Source organism: Vibrio sp. SCSIO 43135 (assembly GCF_023716665.1).
GTDB classification, from domain to species: Bacteria; Pseudomonadota; Gammaproteobacteria; order Enterobacterales; family Vibrionaceae; genus Vibrio; species Vibrio paucivorans.
In genome coordinates, this window is sequence record NZ_CP071860.1 from 271,692 (window position 1) to 289,649 (window position 17,958).

At 46.2% G+C, this 17,958-nt stretch carries 16 protein-coding genes; 5 read left to right on the plus strand and 11 right to left on the minus strand.

Annotation, left to right across the window (positions count from 1 at the left end; translation table 11 throughout):
- The first annotated feature begins 182 nt into the window (after positions 1–182).
- On the plus strand, positions 183–4,385 hold the full coding sequence (gene fdhF / locus J4N42_RS15645) for a formate dehydrogenase subunit alpha (protein ID WP_252033247.1): 4,203 nt from the start codon (positions 183–185) through the stop codon (positions 4,383–4,385).
- A 99-nt stretch (positions 4,386–4,484) separates the two neighbouring features.
- Here the strand turns inward: fdhF and J4N42_RS15650 are convergent, their stop codons facing one another.
- From J4N42_RS15650 to J4N42_RS15660, 3 genes are all read right to left on the minus strand, one after another.
- Positions 4,485–6,521 (minus strand): Ig-like domain-containing protein, encoded by a 2,037-nt coding sequence (locus J4N42_RS15650; RefSeq protein WP_252033248.1) that lies wholly within the window; start codon positions 6,519–6,521, stop codon positions 4,485–4,487.
- 282 nt (positions 6,522–6,803) lie between these two features.
- Positions 6,804–7,418 (minus strand): response regulator transcription factor, encoded by a 615-nt coding sequence (locus J4N42_RS15655; protein WP_252033250.1) that lies wholly within the window; start codon positions 7,416–7,418, stop codon positions 6,804–6,806.
- A 369-nt stretch (positions 7,419–7,787) separates the two neighbouring features.
- A complete protein-coding gene (locus J4N42_RS15660) occupies positions 7,788–8,828 on the minus strand; it encodes an alkene reductase (protein WP_252033252.1) in 1,041 nt (346 codons plus the stop codon).
- A 141-nt stretch (positions 8,829–8,969) separates the two neighbouring features.
- On the opposite strand from J4N42_RS15660, the gene J4N42_RS15665 reads away from it, so the two are divergent.
- Together J4N42_RS15665 and J4N42_RS15670 are read left to right on the plus strand one after the other, a co-directional pair.
- A complete protein-coding gene (locus tag J4N42_RS15665) occupies positions 8,970–9,548 on the plus strand; it encodes a TetR/AcrR family transcriptional regulator (protein ID WP_252033254.1) in 579 nt (192 codons plus the stop codon).
- Positions 9,549–9,767: 219 nt separating this feature from the next.
- On the plus strand, positions 9,768–10,796 hold the full coding sequence (locus J4N42_RS15670) for a metal-dependent hydrolase (RefSeq protein WP_252033256.1): 1,029 nt from the start codon (positions 9,768–9,770) through the stop codon (positions 10,794–10,796).
- 15 nt (positions 10,797–10,811) lie between these two features.
- Here J4N42_RS15670 and J4N42_RS15675 read toward each other — a convergent pair whose 3' ends face one another.
- The 5 genes from J4N42_RS15675 to J4N42_RS15695 all read right to left on the minus strand — a co-directional run bounded on the left by J4N42_RS15675 (position 10,812) and on the right by J4N42_RS15695 (position 13,241).
- Positions 10,812–11,060, minus strand: coding sequence for a hypothetical protein (locus tag J4N42_RS15675; RefSeq protein WP_252033258.1), 249 nt, complete (start codon positions 11,058–11,060; stop codon positions 10,812–10,814).
- An 18-nt stretch (positions 11,061–11,078) separates the two neighbouring features.
- Complete coding sequence (locus J4N42_RS15680) at positions 11,079–11,540, minus strand: RidA family protein (RefSeq protein WP_252033260.1); 462 nt, start codon at positions 11,538–11,540, stop codon at positions 11,079–11,081.
- Positions 11,541–11,572: 32 nt separating this feature from the next.
- Positions 11,573–11,941, minus strand: a complete 369-nt coding sequence (locus tag J4N42_RS15685; protein WP_252033262.1) for a VOC family protein — start codon at positions 11,939–11,941, stop codon at positions 11,573–11,575.
- Positions 11,942–11,971: 30 nt separating this feature from the next.
- The gene (locus tag J4N42_RS15690) at positions 11,972–12,202 is read right to left on the minus strand and encodes a hypothetical protein (protein WP_252033263.1); all 231 of its coding nucleotides are present in this window, start codon (positions 12,200–12,202) and stop codon (positions 11,972–11,974) included.
- Positions 12,203–12,383: 181 nt separating this feature from the next.
- Positions 12,384–13,241, minus strand: coding sequence for a LysR family transcriptional regulator (locus J4N42_RS15695; protein WP_252033265.1), 858 nt, complete (start codon positions 13,239–13,241; stop codon positions 12,384–12,386).
- Positions 13,242–13,344: 103 nt separating this feature from the next.
- Here J4N42_RS15695 and J4N42_RS15700 point away from each other — a divergent pair, with 103 nt between their 5' ends.
- Together J4N42_RS15700 and J4N42_RS15705 are read left to right on the plus strand one after the other, a co-directional pair.
- A complete protein-coding gene (locus J4N42_RS15700) occupies positions 13,345–14,334 on the plus strand; it encodes a haloalkane dehalogenase (protein ID WP_252033267.1) in 990 nt (329 codons plus the stop codon).
- Positions 14,335–14,346: 12 nt separating this feature from the next.
- Entirely contained in the window at positions 14,347–14,955 is a 609-nt protein-coding gene (locus J4N42_RS15705; protein WP_252033269.1) for a short chain dehydrogenase, read from the plus strand.
- A 100-nt stretch (positions 14,956–15,055) separates the two neighbouring features.
- On the opposite strand, the gene J4N42_RS15710 is transcribed toward J4N42_RS15705, so the two are convergent.
- From J4N42_RS15710 to J4N42_RS15720, 3 genes are all read right to left on the minus strand, one after another.
- Positions 15,056–15,655: a thiol:disulfide interchange protein DsbA/DsbL gene (locus J4N42_RS15710; RefSeq protein ID WP_252033270.1), complete on the minus strand. Its 600-nt coding sequence runs from the start codon at positions 15,653–15,655 to the stop codon at positions 15,056–15,058.
- Positions 15,656–15,738: 83 nt separating this feature from the next.
- Complete coding sequence (locus J4N42_RS15715) at positions 15,739–16,098, minus strand: hypothetical protein (protein WP_252033271.1); 360 nt, start codon at positions 16,096–16,098, stop codon at positions 15,739–15,741.
- A gap of 171 nt (positions 16,099–16,269) precedes the next feature.
- Positions 16,270–17,814, minus strand: coding sequence for a long-chain-fatty-acid--CoA ligase (locus J4N42_RS15720; RefSeq protein ID WP_252033272.1), 1,545 nt, complete (start codon positions 17,812–17,814; stop codon positions 16,270–16,272).
- Positions 17,815–17,958 lie beyond the last annotated feature (144 nt).

The following is a 17,958-nucleotide window of genomic DNA, read 5'->3' on the forward strand; positions in this document are numbered from 1 at the left end:
AAAATGGCGATTTAACCCTAGACAATGTATGGATAATGAGGGTAATGTCACACGCTATTTTCCCTGTTTTTAATATGGTTATATCGGGGCTTGAAGATTAAGAGCCATTTGTGAGTTTGAGTGGTTCTCAACCAAGGTCTGATGCCAATAATTGCAGTAGTTCAGAGGCGAGTGAGGTAAGCATGGTTCAGATAGTCATAGATGGTAAATACCGCATTGTTGAACAAGGACAAACTTTGTTGGAAGCAGCAAAAGTCTGCGGTGTTGAGATCCCCTCGTTGTGTGGGTTGAATAAAACCAAAGATAAGGTGCCATGCGACCTTTGTGTTGTTGAAGTCGAGAGCGGGGGCATTAAGCGCTCATGTGAGCTCGACGTCTATTCTGGGCTAAGTGTTGTAACTCAATCGGACACACTCAGTGAACACAGAAGAAAAGCGTTAAACCGCATCATGAGCGATCACTATGCCGACTGTGAAGCGCCATGTAAAACGGCGTGTCCTGCTGGTGTCGATATCCAGTCCTATCTTTACCACATTGCTCAAAACGATCACCAAAAAGCGATTGAAGTCATCAAACGAACCTTGCCAATGCCACTGTCTATTGGCCGAGTATGTCCTGCGTTTTGCGAAACGGAGTGTCGTCGTAACTTAGTGGATGACTCGATTGCGATTCGTCAATTGAAACGCCATGCCGCGGATGCGGATTTGGCAATGCAAGAAAGCTATATTCCACCGAAAAAAGCCGATAAAGAACAAACCATTGCGATAGTTGGTAGTGGACCAGGTGGGCTCACTGCGGGTTATTACCTGTCTAATGAAGGCTATCAAGTGACTGTCTTCGAATCGATGCCACAAGCGGGCGGTTGGTTGCGTTATGGCATACCTGAATATCGCTTGCCGAAAAGTATTTTGGATAAAGAAATTGAACTGATGTGTCGCAATGGCATGCAAGTGAAATGCAACCAAAAACTGGGTGAGGATTTTACTTTATCTAGCTTGAGCGAAGAGTTTGATGCTGTCTGTCTGGCGGTAGGGGCATCACAAGCAGTAGAAATGAATTACACCGGTAGCGATCTCGATGGTTGTTACCTTGGGGTCGATTATCTTAAAGATTATGTTACTGACCGTGCTTACACTACCGGGAAAAAAGTGGCGATCATCGGTGGTGGTAACACTGCGATCGACTGTGCGCGAACTGCGGTGCGTGATGGCGCCGATACAACACTGATTTATCGCCGTACCCGAGATGAAATGCCCGCAGAAGATTATGAGATCGAGGAAGCAGAACACGAAGGGGTGAAGTTCCACTTTCTGACCAACCCAGTGGAAAACATCGCCGATGAAAGTGGCCGCGTAAAAGAGGTCAAACTGGAACGAATGAAACTAGGGCCGGCTGACGCTTCAGGTCGGCGCAGCCCGAAACCAACAGGTGAGTTTTTTATCGAATCTTTCGACACCGTTATCGCGGCCGTTTCGCAAAAGCCAGACTTGAGTTTTATGGACAACGAATCGTTGGAGATTCCTTTGACTCGCTGGAATACTGCCGATGTCAATCCAGATACCATGCACACCGGAACGGGGAACATCTTTAGCATTGGTGATTTTAGGCGTGGTCCTGCGACCGCAGTGGAAGCCGTTGGTGATGGCCGGATTGTTGCCCAAGCGATTGATCGTTTCTTTCACGGTGATATGGAAGTGATTCCAGTGACGCCGTTTAATTCTCGTAAAGAGAAAAAACTTAAACATATCGATCCTCTGCAGTTCCAAAACCTTCAGAAAGTGGCGCGTAGAATTATGCCCGAATTGACACCAGATCAAAGGGAGCAGAGCTTTGATGAAGTGGAGACGGGTTTTGATAACACAGATGCGATGGCTGAAGCGGCGCGTTGCTTAGAATGTGGCTGTCAGGCAAACACCGATTGTGATTTACGCGATTACTCGACTGAGTATGGCGCAGAGCAAGCTTTCGCTCATGCAGTCGAGATAAAGTCCGATGATTATTGGCAAACGCATCGCAGCAAAGAATCTCGCCAAAAATTCGAAGTCGATGCCAGTTCTGAATTTATTGTATTTGATGCCAACCGATGTATCAGCTGTGGCCAGTGTGTTCACGCCTGCCGTGATCAATCGGTACATGGCATCTTGAGCTTTATGACCGACAAAGAGGGGCGACCAGCTTCAAGACCCGAATGTCGACCTAACTTTGGCGCTGGTGGAACCCTAATGGGTGATTCCAACTGCGTTCAGTGCGGGGCGTGTGTGCAAGTGTGCCCAACAGGTGCATTAACCGATGCCCGGGATCGTGCCCAAGGCAGAATCGAGCAGCTAAAAGCAGTCGATACCATCTGCACCTATTGTGGCGTAGGCTGCAAGCTAACCATGTATGTCGACGAACAGTACAACCAGATCCGATATGTAAAAGGGGCACAATCACCGGTAAACGAAGGCATGCTATGCGTGAAAGGTCGTTTTGGTTTTGACTTTATTGGTAGTGATGAACGATTAACCACACCGCTGATTCGCAAGGATGGCTGGTTGCAGCCAGCAAGTTGGGAAGAAGCTATTCGGCTTATTGCCGACAAGTTTAACGCTATCAAACAAGGGTTTGGTGGTAATGCGTTGGCTGGTTTTTCTTCTGCGAAAACCACCAATGAGGACAACTACGCATTCCAGAAATTTATCCGCCGTGAACTCGGTACCAATAACGTCGACCATTGTGCGCGTCTGTGCCACGCCTCTACCGTTACGGGGCTAGAAGCATCGCTAGGTAGTGGTGCAATGACCAACGATATACCGAGTATCAAGCATTCGGATGTGATTTTTATTATTGGCTCGGATACCACTGCGGCCCACCCAATTATTGGTTCTCACATTAAACAGGCCGTGCGACACAACGGTGCTCGTTTGATTGTCGCAGACCCTAAACGGATTGATATTGCTGATCATGCGGAGCTGTATCTTGCCCATCGCCCAGGTACCGATGTCATGCTGCTCAATGGTGTGATGCAGCAAATCATCAAGCACGGATGGTACGACCAAGAATACATTGAAGATAGGGTTGATGGTTTTGATACCTTATTGCAAGAAGTAATGTCACCTAACTATGCACTGGATAAAGTCGAGCTTGTCACTGGCGTAAAAGCGGACGACATATTTGCCATGGCGCGATTGATTGGCACCTCAGATCGTACCGCAGTCTATTACTCAATGGGTATTACTCAGCATACGACTGGCCACGATAACGTTCGCTCGATTGCAAACCTACAATTGTTGTGTGGCAATATCGGGATTGAAGGGGGCGGCATTAACCCGCTACGCGGCCAATCAAATGTGCAAGGTGCATGTGATATGGGCGCGCTGCCAAACAACTATCCAGGCTACCAGAAAGTGTACAATCCGCTGGTGAGGCAGAAATTTGCTATGGAGTGGGATTGTCATGACCTACCTGCCGAAACGGGATTAACACTTACCGAGATCATTGATTCGGCATGCAAACGCGAAGTGCGTGCATTGTATGTTATGGGTGAAAATCCAGTGTTAAGCGATCCTAATCAAGCTCACGTTATTGAAGGATTAGAAGCACTGGATTTTCTGGTGGTTCAAGACATCTTCCTAACGGAAACAGCGCAGTACGCTGATGTTGTTTTACCTTCTTGCTCTTTTGCGGAAAAAGGCGGGCACTTTACCAATACCGAAAGGCGTGTTCAGCGTGTAAGCCCTGCAGTTAAACCGCCTGGCGAAGCTAAAGAAGACTGGGTGATTATTCAGATGATTGCCAACACAATGGGTAGCGATTGGAATTACCAGCACGTGTCGGATATCACCAATGAAATTGCCCGAGTAACCCCGCAATATGGTGGGCTTCGCTGGGAGAACATCACCGTTAATGGTGTGCAGTGGCCAAGTAACAAAAACAACCCAGAGGGTACGCGCATTATGCACCAAACTCAGTTCACTCGTGGACGAGGCCAAATGGAAGCGATTCCGTTTAGATATGCGGCCGAGCTGCCTGATGAGGAATACCCATTAGTGTTGACGACCGGTAGGGTACTGGAGCAGTTCCATACAGGAACCATGACGCGTAAAACCAAAGGCTTGAATAACCTAGCTGGGCCAAGAGCGATGATCAGTGTGTCAGATGCCGAGCTGTTGGGAATCTCCAATGGCCAAATGCTCAAAGTCTCTACTCGCCGAGGCGAAATTGAAATTGCTGCATTTGTTACCAAGCGAATGCAAAAAGGCGTGGTCTTTATCCCATTCCATTTCGTTGAATCACCAGTGAATAGGTTAACCACCACGGCGACCGATCCTCATGCGAAGATCCCTGAGTTTAAGGTTGCGGCGGTGAAGGTTGAGGTATTGGAAGGCATTGAAGTGGATAGCTAAGCGCGATTTTTCCGTTCGCTATAACAAACCCGCTTGCTGGTGCAGCAAGCGGGTGACTTTTTGATAGCGACTTATATTTTCTAGCCGAAATTGGGCGCTTTACGAATCGGCAGTGTTGTAAACACAAGTTACTAACTGAAGGCGATTTTCTGTCTCATAGGCTTCGGCCTCGACCATATCAACTGTTGTGCCCGTTGATGACCAGTAACGACCTAATCGGTCTGTGTCGAAATCTGGTGCGCTCGTACCCGTTGCTGGCCATTTGATAGACCGATGATCTCCAAACAGTTCTCCATATTCGTCAGCAAGAACCAGTAACTCAGATTCGGTTGCTAACCTTGCTGTTAAGCTGCCACAGTATGCTTGACCTTGAGTAAGGCTCATTAGCGCCCATCTCTCATTGTGCTGATAGTAATAGTCTGAATCATCGTGTTCGATACCATGGTTATCCGCTTCTTTAACCGTAACTGGACAAGTAAAAGTAAGCCCATTTTCTGTGCTTAGTGTGCGGTGCAGATCCGTTCCACAGCTTGTACCAAAGTGATTCAACACTCTTAGTTTTGTGCTCGCTTGTACGAATTCTTCACTGTCGTCTCTCACTCTAATTGATGCTTTAACTAGAGTTTCCCACTCTTCGTACGCCGTAATCATTCCATTTTTTGGTGCGCCAAAATTGAAGCTGGCTACGTGTGAGTTGCTGCTTGTCCAAACCACTTTGTCGGTCACTTCTTCCTGAAAGCCATTATTGTAAGTGGCGAATGCCTGATATTGCATACTTGCACGCGGAGACAATACCTCTGCAGGAGAAGTGACTTCAAGTTCTACTACTTTCGCTTCCTCTACGGTGATAAGAACCTCTTCGCGAAAATGATTGCTAGTGATTGTCAGCACACTGTTACCCACCTCAAGAGTGGTTAAAGTGCCATTATCATCAACGACTAACACGTCTGGGTTACTGCTGCTCCACTCAACATCGCGACTGATGTTATAGACAAAATCGTTGGTAAATTTACCGACTGCTGAGAGCTGTAAAGTCAGGTTCACTGGGATATGTGGGTTGTCGGCTAAGCTTTTAGCAGACTCGGAGTTGACGAGTTTGTGAGGGACGACTTGGATACCTTGCAATACCTCATTATTAATAAGGATCTCGCTGGTATACGTGTTGTTAGTGGTGAATAGGTAGTGTCCTGTTATTTCTACAAGACCTGGAGCTAGCGCTGTTACCAACCCTGGATTTTCTGCGTCCTGAGTATCACTAGCAGAGTGACTTTCGACGGTTGCGAAGTAATCATCGTTGACTTGCCACTTTGTCATGCCGGTTTGATTCTCCAACCCTTTATCAGAGCTGCTAATCAGGTCGAACTGGAGAGTGTACCCCACTGGCATTTCTGTGCTGGTTGGAGTGATAAATAGATGGGATTCGTTATCCGATTTATCAATAAGCGTAACGCTCACTTGATCATAGATGCCACCGATATTGTCGGAAATATCGCAGTTAACCATGTCTGCGCATTCGAGGTCGAATTGAGCGATAGCCAGAATATCCGCTTCAACATTGCTATCTTTAGCAAGAGCAAGGCCAGTAATAGGATCGATGTACAGTTGGTCGAAGTTTGTGCTGCCCCAAATTACCTGTCTAGTCACGTCCATCACTGAGTCTGTTCCGTAAAACGATGCAACAGCGTTAAATTGGTGTGTTGTAGTTTGCTCTAGCTCGATGTCACCCGATGTAATATGAATGTTTTTTATCTCTGCATCTATCACAGATAGCGTGCTTGTGTTGCTTCGAGTGCCTTGGTAGACCGCTGAAACTGCACTCTCTCCCACGGATACTGTTCGTATGGTTGTACCACCCAGATGCTGCATGATTGAGGTCTCACCGATGTCCCAAGTCACCGTATCTGTTACATTTTCACTGCTGTTGTCATCGTAATGGGCGGTGGCCGTATAAGTCACTCGTGCGCCAACTGGCAAGACAGGGTCGATGTAGCCTGTCAAAAATGTGCTCTCTTCGGAGGGAGTAATAACAACACTAGTTATGCTAGGTCCCGCAGGTGGGGTTACTTGTCTATCACCACTATCACTGCAGGCAGTGATAAATGAGCAACAGAGAGCGGCCAATAGTACTTTCTTCATAATCTGTAGCCTCTAGGTTATCTATTCAATACGATATATTGGCGAATAATATGGGCTACATTGGTCGGTTATGAAATGCACTATCTGGAATAACGGACTTTCCAAATGTTGATATCTGGGGTAACTCAGCACAGTGTAGGCAGTTATGCTGCGATAAACGACTAAAGAGGTGTTAACTAATGTCTGATGAACTACAGTTGGCACTTTCACTACAGTTGTTGAGCCAAATTAAGGTGACTCTACGCTGTAGTGAAAATACCAGATTATCGAATAACTGATTATCTATGAATGCAATGCTGAACCTGATGCCATCTCTTCTAGGTTCATGACTTCGATGATTGAGTTTGCATCGTACTTTTTAAGAATTCGGCGTTTGTAGGTACTGACTGTTTTAGAGCTAAGTGACAGCAGCTCAGAAATTTTTTTGTTTGAGTAACCTTTAGATAGGTAGTTAAGCACAATCGATTCACGTTTGGATAAATCTTGGAATGTGGCTGTGCTCGCGGGCTCCTGCTTAAACACAGAATAACCACTTCTTACTGCCATAATGGCATCGCGGATCAGGTTAGAAGGCTCTGTCTTCGAAATGTAGCCGTTTGCACCTACATCTTTCGCTGTTTGGCTGACTTTTGGAAAACTGCTCGATGAAATAAATAGGATTTTTCCAGCGAAGCCCTGGCGGCGAATGCGTGACACTAAATTAAGGCCGCTGCCATCATTTAAATCGACATCAAGCAAGATCATATCGATCTCATTTGCTCGTAAAATTTTTGCTGCTTCTTGGCAAGAGTCCGTGTGATAAAAGTGAGCGCTTGGTACTGCGGTACGTAATTCAAGTTCTAGTGCGCGGCGGACGATGGGAAAAGTATCGATGATAAGAATATGGTTTGAGTTCATTGTAATCTCTCTTGTATTAGGTTGAGTTGAGAGTTCCTTGCCCATTGATTTAGAACGCAAATGTAGAGGAGATTTGTATGAAAGTGTGGAAAGTCGTAGTTGCCAAAGTGGAAAGACGGTCAGAGAGATGTCAGCTATTTCCGAGCAATGTAAGAAAGGGATTGATCAGATTTAGAAATTAGCGACCGATCAGCATCCAGTGAAGCGGGTAATAACCAAATTAGAAAGGGCGTAATTAGGATAAGAAAAAGCCGCCAGCAAGTTAGTGGCGGCAAAGCAGGGGTAGGGTACTGTTAGACCTTCCCCTGTGATATAGCGAGCAATGAAAAGGCAAAAGATTGCTCAAAGTCTTAGGAACGAAGTTACTAACTACACAAGTGACGCGAGCATTTCATCCGAGTATTCAATGAGTTCTTCGCCCGATTTCACTTTTGCAACGTAGTCAGGGTTGGCAATAAATGGACGACCAATGGCAAGTAGATCAAACTTGTTTGCCTCAATCGCAGCGCTGCCCGTTTCTGCACTGTAGCTACCAACACCAACAAGTGTCTTACTGTAATGCGCGCGAATGTAGCTTGATGCTGATCCGCCTAGGTACTCGAATTCCATACTGTCATCGAAAATACCAACGTGTAGATAGGCGAGATTACGTAGTTCTAATTGTGCTAACAGGTGATCAAATACTTGGCGGTCGCGAGTATCTGGGTCCATGTTGAAGTAAGCTCCCGGAGAAATTCGTAGGGCAGTTTTGTCTTCGCCAATACGCTCTGAGATTGCATCAATAACAGCCAATGGGAAGCGTGCCATATTCTCTGGATTACCACCGAATTCATCATCGCGAGTATTGCTGCTGTAATGCAAGAATTGATCGAGTAGGTAACCGTTAGCACCATGGATCTCAACGCCATCAAAGCCTGCATCGATCGCATTGGCTGCGGCTTGGCTGTAGTCCGCTACTAGTTGCTCAATTTCTTCTTTGCTTGCTGGCTTCGGTACGGTGTAAGACAGTTCTCTCATACGAGGCACGGTGCCTTCTACCGCTACAGCTGAAGGTGCAAGTACGAATTCACCATCAAAGAAGTGTGGGTGCGCCACACGACCAGTGTGCCAAAGTTGAGCGAAGATTTTACCGCCTTTCTCATGCACTGCATCAGTGACTGTGCGCCATCCGATGATTTGCTCTGGCGAGAATAGCCCTGGTGTATTTGGATAACCTTGACCGTCTGGGCGAATAATTACCGCTTCAGAAATGATCAAGCCGCTTTCTGAGCGGCGAGCGTAGTAGTCAGCCATTTGCTGGGTTGGGACCAAATTGTCGTCTGCCATGGCGCGAGTTAGTGGCGCCATTAAAATTTTGTTTTGTAGAGTAATTGTGTCGTTTAGAGCATAAGGTTGAAATAAGTTTTCCATACTGAGCCTTTTGAATTCTTTGGGTGATATTCTTGAACGCCCATTCAAATTAGTTCATCTTGAACGATCATTCAAGAACTTTTTGAACGATTGTTCAAGATAAGTTAAACTTGCGACATCTAAATTGATTTGAGAACGATTATGCGCAGTGCCGAGTTTGACCGTGAAGAAGTATTACGTTCAGCCATGGATGCCTTTATTAGTAAGGGCTACAGCAAAACGAGTATGCAGGATTTGAAAAAGGCGACTGGCCTCCATCCAGGGTCGATTTACTGTGCATTTTCTAACAAGCGCGGGCTATTACTGGCGTCTTTAGAACATTACCGCAGCGAGAGAAGCGCCGAATTTCAAGCCTTGTTCGATCAATCGCCAACAGTTTTGGCGGGTATTCAAGCGTACCTCGACCACGTTGTTGCCGAGTGCGAACGTGAAGAAATCAAAGATTGCCTACTGCAAAAAGCCATGAGTGAATTGTCACAACAAGATGATGAGGCTGAAGCCATTATCGGTCATATGATGACGGACTGGCAGGAAGCGTTTACAGATAAATTAATTGAAGCGCAAAAAGCTGGAGAGATCGATCAAGCCAAAGACTGTCAGGCTTTGTCCCAGTTCTTGGTGATGGGTATCTACGGTATTCGTACTTTTTCCCATACCAAGCCTGAAGCTGGGGTGTTGAGAAATCTAGCGGCTCAATTGTTAGAGTGCATTGGTAAATAGCTTTCGCGTAGAGGCAATTTTTACGGTTCCATACATGATACTTTTAGTACCAGCCAAGCATGAATTGGCTGGTATTTTTATGCTGGGGTGTCATGTCGATAATGTAAAAGTAGGTAAAGAGCGAAGCTAGAGTGGCTTCTACGTTTGACACTCTCCCAACTGAACTTTAGTTTCGAATTCAACGTAACCTAATCACATGTGAAAAAAGAACACGGCAATATGGATTCAATAACTCAGGCGGCACTCGGTGCAACAGTCGCTGGCGCGATTGCTGGCAAAAAATGTAATGCTAAAGTACTGCTGGTGGGAGCAGCACTTGGCACTTTACCCGATCTTGATGTCATGCTTGATTACGGGGACGCTGTTCAAAACACCATTAAACATCGTGGCTTCAGCCATTCATTGCTCGTTCTACCACCGTTCGCATTGCTGATTTCTTGGCTATATTGCCGCTGGCGACCAGACGCATTTTGGAACCTATCTCGGGTATTTTTCTTAACCGTAAGTGTATTGGTCACGCATACTCTTTTGGACGCGATGACCACTTACGGGACCCAGCTAATTTGGCCTTTTGAAGGCTATTTCGAATTGCGAAATGTGTTCATTATCGACCCTCTATACACCTTACCATTGCTGCTCGCCATCGGAGTGGCGTTGTTTTCCAAAAAGCATGGAGGACGCTGGTGTCAGAGTGTTGTTCTGCTTTCAACGCTCTACCTTGGTTGGGGGTACGCGTCCCAGCAAACCATTGCCAATCGAGTGGAACAAAACCTCGCAGCTCAGAACTTACCTAACCAGCAAGTGCTGATCACGCCAACGGCGTTCAACACATTATTGTGGCGAGTTGTGGTAATGGATGACGGTCAGTACTGGGAAGGTTTGGCGTCGGTATTAGATAAAGACCAAGCGATTGATTTCGTTGCTAGGCCACTAGGTAGCTGGCCATTAGAAGAGAAGCCACCTACATTGGTAGGGCTAGAGGCATTTTCTCACAACTACCTCAATTATCGGGTGGAAGGTGATGCGCTGATCGTGTCGGATTTAAGGCTGGGTATGGCAGATAACTTGTCGTTTGAATTCGTCTTTGCTGAGAAAGGGAGCGATGGTCAGTGGCAGCTACTAGAATCAACACAACGCTTTCCAAGTGAACGAGGCTTAGATCTATTAGGTGTGTTATGGCAACGCTTAAAAGGTGATCAAAGCATAGATGCGAACCTACAAACAATGGATATAACTTACCAGCGCTAGTGGGTGCCAAGTAAGCTAGAAGATTGAAAACACGATACGTTCGTTTTCATCTTCTGCCACCACTTCATAGATCACGCCGGTCTCTTTAGCATCGACTACTGCTTGTACCAATTGCTCTAACTGTTCACCGTTTTCATCGAACTTAGACGCGAGGGCTTTCGGTATACGTTTTGCCATCGCTTTGGCCATAAAGAGAGGCAAGGTAGTGCTATCTTTTATGGATTGCCGATTGAGGCTGTAGGTATCGATTTGAAGTTTACGCATGATGTTGGCCGCCGTGCCCTAAGCTTGAATTTCAAAAATGGAGTCGATGATGAGCGGTAAGTTTCCTCTCACAGAATACGCACCGAAGACAGAGCGAGCATGAACGCCTTTTTCTCCGAATACTTCTGCCATTAGGTCTGAGCATCCATCTAAGACTTTTGGGTGTTGCTCAAAATCGCTGGTGGCATTGATAAAACCTTGCAGCTTCACAACACGGGTGACTTTATCGAGCGAGCCTAACTCGAGTTTAACCGCAGCGAGAATATCTAAGCCTGTGGCTCTGGCGAACTGGTATCCTTGTTCAACGGAATACGTTTGTCCAATCTTCCCTTTTGGAACTTCTGATAACCCTGCCACTGGGCCTTTACCTGAGACATAAAGTAAGTTGCCTGTTCTTACGCAATTACAGTAACTGCCTTGAGGATCGCTCGCCGTTGGTAGCGTTAACCCCAGCTCGCGTAGTCGGTTTTCTATCGTCATGATGCCTCCTTGAAATGTCCGATGCTTGTGGATCAGAAGTGAACTGCCTCAATTTTGTTTCCGTCCAAGTCTCTTACGAAGGCGGCATAGTATGTTTCGCCATACTCTGGGCGTAAGCCTGGCTTGCCTTCGCATTGCGCACCTTGCTCCATGGCTGCGTGATAAAAGCTATCTACTGCTTGTTGACTTGGAGCGTTGAACGCGATGTGTGTGCCATTGCCTGAGGTTGCAGGGTTCTCACAAGGATGGCCTACCCAAAACTCAAATTGTTCACCATAGGCAGCCGCAATATTTTCGATATGGTGAGAGCGTGCGATGGACAAGGTAGCCAGAACAGCGTCGTAGAATTGAATTGCCAAGGTTAGGTTTTGAGTACCAACGGAAACGTGGTTCAAGATCATTGAGGTATCCTCTTGATTAGGCAAGTTGGCTTATTCAGGGCAGTATTTAGAAAACATCACACAGCAAGTTAGAAAGAACGACAGGATGAGATTAATCTGCCACAAGCCATCGTTATAAAAAGACATCTGATTGTTGGACCAAACCCGTAGCGCCATATTAAACAGTTCACCGTTGATACCTAGCACAAGCACTGATGCTAAGTAGTATTTGCAAAATTCGAGTGCTAAGCGTTTGGTGTGTATGAGGTAACCATCAAACATGTATCAATCCCTGAGATTCATCGTTGATAATTGTTTCATAGTAACAAAGCGATTTGTGCAAAAAACGTTCGTCTGATTCAGATTGTTAGAGTGTCTTCACATTGAGTCAACGCGTTTCTTTTGCGTTGTAAAGCATGACTATCGCCCAGAAAATGCCCAAATGGCATTGAGGAAATATGGCTTATTTATCGGAAAAATATTGCCAAATCTTCTTTGCTACTGGGCCCAAAGGCTGATTTTTTCTTTTAGCAACGTATATTGGCAGTTGCAGAGAACCAAGCGTTTCAAGGCATGTAAGCTGCTGATTTTCGATTTCCTTTTCAACCAAGTGGATGGGCATCCTTCCCCAGCCGAGCCCAGCGGTGATGAGTGTTTTTTTGGTGGTGAGGTCAGTGACAAACCACTTTAGTGCGTCATCGACAACGTGCGTGTCTGGCGCTTTGAGATCCGAAGATTTCATCACAATTTGAGGGTAGTGGGAGAGGTCGGCTTCGCTGACGCTCTCTAGTCTGCTTAATGGCATTTTATTTGATACCACCAACGGGACATCGATAGTTTCAATCAGCTGATAATCAATAGCTTTGTGCCGTGAAGGACTGCCATAGATGGCGATATCAACGTCATCATCCAGTAATTTACGCTCGCCCGACGCTACCTCGATATCTAGGTGAATCGTTGTGGCTGGAAAGGTTGTTTTTAAGTCGAGCAAAAGGTCAGTGATTCTTTCTATTGGGAAGATTGAGCCTATTCCGAGCTTGAGCTCCGTCTCTTGCTCTCCTTTCATCTCTTTGACAAACGCTTCGAATTCATTGGCTTGCTTGAGTAGGCGGCGGATTTGAACAATCAACACTTTACCTTCAGCCGTCAGCTCTGGCCGATAAGTATCACGCGTAAAAATTTGGATGCCATAGAAAGACTCCACTTGCTTCACAGAATAGGAAACAGCGGATCGGACTTTATGAAGTTTCTCGCTGGCTTTCTGGAAACTGCCTTCCGTACAGATAGTTTCCACAACCAACAGGTGCTCTAAATTTGTCATGGTCAAATAATATGACCATTTTGTGCAAAATTCTATGCTTTTTATTGACCGTCAGCTTGCCTAAAGTGTGTCTAAGCCAATCAAACAGCACGGAGGTAGAGCCATGAATAGCTTAACTCATTCATTGAAACCGAAGACGATACGTACACCCGACAGTGCATTCGAACATTTAACAGATTATCCATTTCAGCCTAATTATGTGTCGGTTGATGGCATGCGTATGCACTATGTCGACGAAGGAAAATCGAACGCCAAAGTGATATTCCTATTTCATGGCCAACCATCGTGGAGCTATTTGTACCGACATATGATCCCCGAGTTGGTTTCGGCAGGTTATCGAGTGATTGCTCCGGACTTAATTGGTTTCGGAAAATCGGATAAGCCGCTTAGCTCCGACCTTCATACCTATGGCAATCATGTCGATTGGATGCACAGCTTTGTTAAGCAGTTGAACATTAAGCACGCTGCCGGATTTTTCCAAGACTGGGGAGGCATGATTGGCCTGCGAGTTTTGGCTCGCGAGCCGCACTGGCTAGATAGATTGGTGCTATCGAATACGGCACTGGCTGAGATGAAGGGCCTAGAGAAGTTTATGGTGCCGAAGGTACTCAAAGTCATGGCGGCCTTGGCGGGCAAACCAAGTATTGAAGACCTATCGTCCAAGATTAACTATGGAAATTGGGCGGGTTACTTCCGTCATAGTGCGCCATTGGAAATTGGCAAGGTGATCCAAGCCTTAACGACTCGCCAACTGTCGAACGATGACATGAGCGGTTACGACGCGCCGTTTCCATCGGTCGAATATGCAGCTGGGCCGAAAAAGATGGCGGAGATAGTGGCCTCTGAACTGGACCAAGTGAATGCTGATTGGCAACGCTTAAAACAATGGCCTAAGCCGGTGCTGACTTTATTTAGCGACAGTGATCCTTTTCTCGCAGGGCGAGGGTACGACATCCATTTCCAAACCAACTTCACTGGAGCGAAAGGGCAGCCGCATCATACGGTGAATGACGCCTCCCATTTTCTTCAAGAAGATCAACCGAAACAGCTCGCGCAGTTGACCCAAGAGTGGTTGGCGCAAACCCAATATTAACGAGGAAAAAAAATGAAAGTAGTAGCAATTGGTGCCAATGGTGTGATTGGCAAAGCGGTGGTTGATAACCTACAACAGCAGCATGAAGTGATCAGTGTTGGGTACAGCCAAGGCGAGTTCCGTGTCGATATAGAAGATAAGCAGTCTATTGAACGTTTGTTTGAGCAAGTAGGAAAGGTTGACGCCATCATTAGCATGGCGGGCAACGGAGAAATGGGAACCTTGCAACAAACGGATGATGCTGGGTATCAAACGGTGCTTAACAACAAGGTAATGGGACAAGTGAATGTTGCACGAGTTGGTTTGAATTACTTAAATCACGGTGGCTCAATTACGTTAACATCGGGAGCTGCTGCAGATCATCCGATGCCTGGTGTGGTAGCGATTTCAATGGGTACCGCTGCTGTAAATGCTTTTGTTCGCAGCGCTGCGCTGGACATGACTAACGAACAGCGGTTGAATGCGGTCAGCCCAAGCATGGTCAAAGAAACGATGGAATCGTGGGGAATGGATAGCAGCACGGGGATCGCCGCTAAGGATGTGGCATCGTATTACGCTGCGGCGGTGAGCAAGGATCTAAATGGTCAGGTACTACAAGCTCAAGGTGGTAGCTACCAGTAGATTGGACTTGGCTTTGCTTATTAACGAGTAGCGGCGAAAATAAAAATGCCCCGATCTAACGGGGCATTATTGAGCTTAACTGTATCGCCTAAAACAGTGGTTACAGTGTCAGCAAGTAGTTCACCAGTTGGTTGTACTCTTCGATACTGCGAATGTTGTCCGGCTTTACAATGTACTTGTTGTTAACCAAAACACCAGGAACGCCTGTTAGAGTGCTTGCTTGGAACTTCTTATCGAAGCGTTTTTGCATCGAATCGACAGCGAAGCCGTTGTAAGCCGCGTCAAATTTCTTTGCATCAACGCCGTTATCGATGAATATCTGACGCAGAGCTTCTTCATTTTTTGGTGGTTGGCGCAGCTCATGAATCTGTCTGAACATGGCTGGAACCATCGTATCTTCCACTTTCAGAGCTACCATTGCTGCATACGATTTAGCCATTGGAACAGCCATGTTGCTGCCCATGAAAGCGACGTGTACTTTTTCGAATCGTGCGTTGTCCGGTAGAGCTGGCTTCAGGTTTTCAACGACACCTTCAAACTTGTAGCAGTGAGGGCAGTAGAACGAGAAGTACTCTGTGACAACAGGCTTAGATGCCTTCTCTACATCCAATACTTGGTAGTGTGTCCCTTCTTCAAATTGCGCTGCAGCAACAGATGCACTCATTAGCAGTGCGGTAAATAGAGCAAAAAGCTTTTTCATAATTGAATAATTCCATAAATTTTATGTACAACAGTATAGGCCTAATGAAATAAGCCAAGTTAAGTTCGATTATTTGAATGGAATTAAACGATTGGAGGCCGGTAAAGCCCTTGGGCTATCAGTACCGGTTTAATTGCGCAATCGGGTGGAATTGGGGCTAGAGAAAAATCTTGATAAGCCAGTTCAGATAAAGCGCGATGGCTCGGCATTTTGAGTATGCAGGTGGAACTGCAACTTTGATGGTTTTTCACACCATGGTCACTCGAGCCGTGTTGCTCGTCAGGGCAATTGGCCGCAACATCAACGTTTTGTTGGCTTTCTGACTGGGTGTGAAGAGCTCGCAAGGCTTCACCACTGGCTTTGGCTTCAACAAATAGGCTAGTTGAAAGCATCGCAAACAGAGTGAATGTCGTAATCCAAATTGTCTTTAACACGTTTGGCATGACGCAACCTTATCGAGGTGAACAGCAAGCATACCCAAATTGCCCTTACCGACGCCAATAATTTTTACAGTTTTGTCGATTTGCACCCTACCGGTTCAGGAAATCCTGACGATGAACATGAAAAAGGCCAGAGCATGTCTGGCCTTAATAGTTATCAGCAGTGACTGCGCGTTAGTCTGCTTTAGATTCGTGCTCAGATTTTAGCTCTCGTTTGAGGATCTTTCCGGTTGCACTCATAGGGAGTTTATCCATCACCTGAACATAGCGAGGGTATTTATAAGCGGCACACTGTTCTTGCCCCCATTGTTGCAGTTGCTTGCTGTCGATTTGTGCATCTGGTTTTAGCACGACAAAGGCCTTAATCTCTTCACCGTAGTGTTCGTCTGGAATGCCGACTACCGCAACCATGGCAACATCTGGGTGAGTCATAAAGGTTTCTTCGATTTCACGTGGGTAAACATTAAATCCACCGCGAATGATCATTTCTTTTAAGCGATCTGCAATGTACAAGTGGCCTGCTTCGTCGAAATAGCCAATATCCCCAGTGTGGAACCAACCGTTTCGAATGGCTGCTTCGGTTTCTTCGGGACGGTTCAAATAGCCTTTCATAACATTGTGGCCACGAATAGTAATCTCACCTTTCTCTCCTTGAGCTACTGGGTTGCCATCAAGGTCAACGACTTGAATCTCGACTCCTAGAATTGGTAATCCAACAGAGCCTGGGCGACGAGAATGCTGGTAATTAAAACTTGCCACAGGGCTGGTTTCAGAAAGGCCATACCCTTCCAAAATAGCGACGTTAAAACGTTGCTCGAACTCTTTTATGACCTGATGGTTGAGCGATGCGCCGCCACTAATAGCAAGGCGTAGTGAACTGATATCTGCCTCGGTTTGTGTTGCCAGAAGTGCGATATACATAGTTGGTACACCCGCAAATAGCGTCACTTTGTACTTATCGATAAGGCTCAGTACCCCATCTGGAGTGAACTGAGGTACCAAAACCATAGTGGCGCCGCTAACGACAGCTGCATTCATGTGAACCGTTTGGCCAAAAGAGTGGAATAAAGGGAGAGTGATGATGTGAACATCATCGAAAGTGGCCGACATTAAATCGTTCGACACCAACGCATTGGTGAGCATATTGCTGTGAGTCAGTTCTGCTCCTTTTGGCAGGCCTGTAGTCCCAGAGGTATACAAAATGACGGCCGTGTCGTCACTTTGGGTATTCGCGGCTTGTGCAATAGGCTCAGCGGTGGCGATCAATGCACTGAGCGTAGGAAACCCTTGATGCTCAAGGGCGGTTTGATCTGCCGTAAGAATACAAAGTTGTTTGCAGCTGTCTACTTGCTTAAACGCCTCAATCGCTTCTGTTGCCATTGGTAGTTGTGATGTGCCTTCAAAGCAGAAATAGAACTTCGCATCCGCGTCTTTTAAGTGGTAAGCGATCTCGCGACTCTTAAGTAACACGTTAAGTGGAACTACACATGCGCCCGCTTTAAGGATGCCGAAATAGACCAGCGGGAAGTATGGAATGTTGAAGCAGCTTAACGCCACTTTATCGCCTTTTTCTACCCCTTGCTCAATAAGAGCGCTGGCGATCTTGCTGGAGATGTCGTTGAACTCCTGGTAGCTGAGTTCAACATCACCGCAAATGATCGCGGTTTTATCTGGAGAGCAGGTTGCACTGCGTTGTAAAGCCGTTGCTAGATTTATCATAGTCTTATCCATTGCCTTAGTTATCGAACCGATTATTGCATCGCCTAATGTAAATAAAATGTTATCAATATCGGGTTTTTTACTTCGTAAAAGCGCGGTTGTGTTTCAATTCGTTAATGTGTGATAAGTGTCATATTGAGTTAT

Excerpts from the sequence above, each read along its gene's own strand:
- J4N42_RS15705 (WP_252033269.1), top strand. The coding sequence starts at position 14,347 with ATGAAAGTAGTAGCAATTGGTGCCAATGGTGTGATTGGCAAAGCGGTG.
- J4N42_RS15675 (WP_252033258.1), bottom strand. The coding sequence starts at position 11,060 with ATGCGTAAACTTCAAATCGATACCTACAGCCTCAATCGGCAATCCATA.
- J4N42_RS15720 (WP_252033272.1), bottom strand. The coding sequence starts at position 17,814 with ATGATAAATCTAGCAACGGCTTTACAACGCAGTGCAACCTGCTCTCCA.
- J4N42_RS15710 (WP_252033270.1), bottom strand. The coding sequence starts at position 15,655 with ATGAAAAAGCTTTTTGCTCTATTTACCGCACTGCTAATGAGTGCATCT.
- fdhF (WP_252033247.1), top strand. The coding sequence starts at position 183 with ATGGTTCAGATAGTCATAGATGGTAAATACCGCATTGTTGAACAAGGA.
- J4N42_RS15670 (WP_252033256.1), top strand. The coding sequence starts at position 9,768 with ATGGATTCAATAACTCAGGCGGCACTCGGTGCAACAGTCGCTGGCGCG.
- J4N42_RS15695 (WP_252033265.1), bottom strand. The coding sequence starts at position 13,241 with ATGACAAATTTAGAGCACCTGTTGGTTGTGGAAACTATCTGTACGGAA.
- J4N42_RS15665 (WP_252033254.1), top strand. The coding sequence starts at position 8,970 with ATGCGCAGTGCCGAGTTTGACCGTGAAGAAGTATTACGTTCAGCCATG.
- J4N42_RS15680 (WP_252033260.1), bottom strand. The coding sequence starts at position 11,540 with ATGACGATAGAAAACCGACTACGCGAGCTGGGGTTAACGCTACCAACG.
- J4N42_RS15660 (WP_252033252.1), bottom strand. The coding sequence starts at position 8,828 with ATGGAAAACTTATTTCAACCTTATGCTCTAAACGACACAATTACTCTA.
- J4N42_RS15700 (WP_252033267.1), top strand. The coding sequence starts at position 13,345 with ATGAATAGCTTAACTCATTCATTGAAACCGAAGACGATACGTACACCC.
- J4N42_RS15690 (WP_252033263.1), bottom strand. The coding sequence starts at position 12,202 with ATGTTTGATGGTTACCTCATACACACCAAACGCTTAGCACTCGAATTT.
- J4N42_RS15685 (WP_252033262.1), bottom strand. The coding sequence starts at position 11,941 with ATGATCTTGAACCACGTTTCCGTTGGTACTCAAAACCTAACCTTGGCA.
- J4N42_RS15655 (WP_252033250.1), bottom strand. The coding sequence starts at position 7,418 with ATGAACTCAAACCATATTCTTATCATCGATACTTTTCCCATCGTCCGC.
- J4N42_RS15715 (WP_252033271.1), bottom strand. The coding sequence starts at position 16,098 with ATGCCAAACGTGTTAAAGACAATTTGGATTACGACATTCACTCTGTTT.
- J4N42_RS15650 (WP_252033248.1), bottom strand. The coding sequence starts at position 6,521 with ATGAAGAAAGTACTATTGGCCGCTCTCTGTTGCTCATTTATCACTGCC.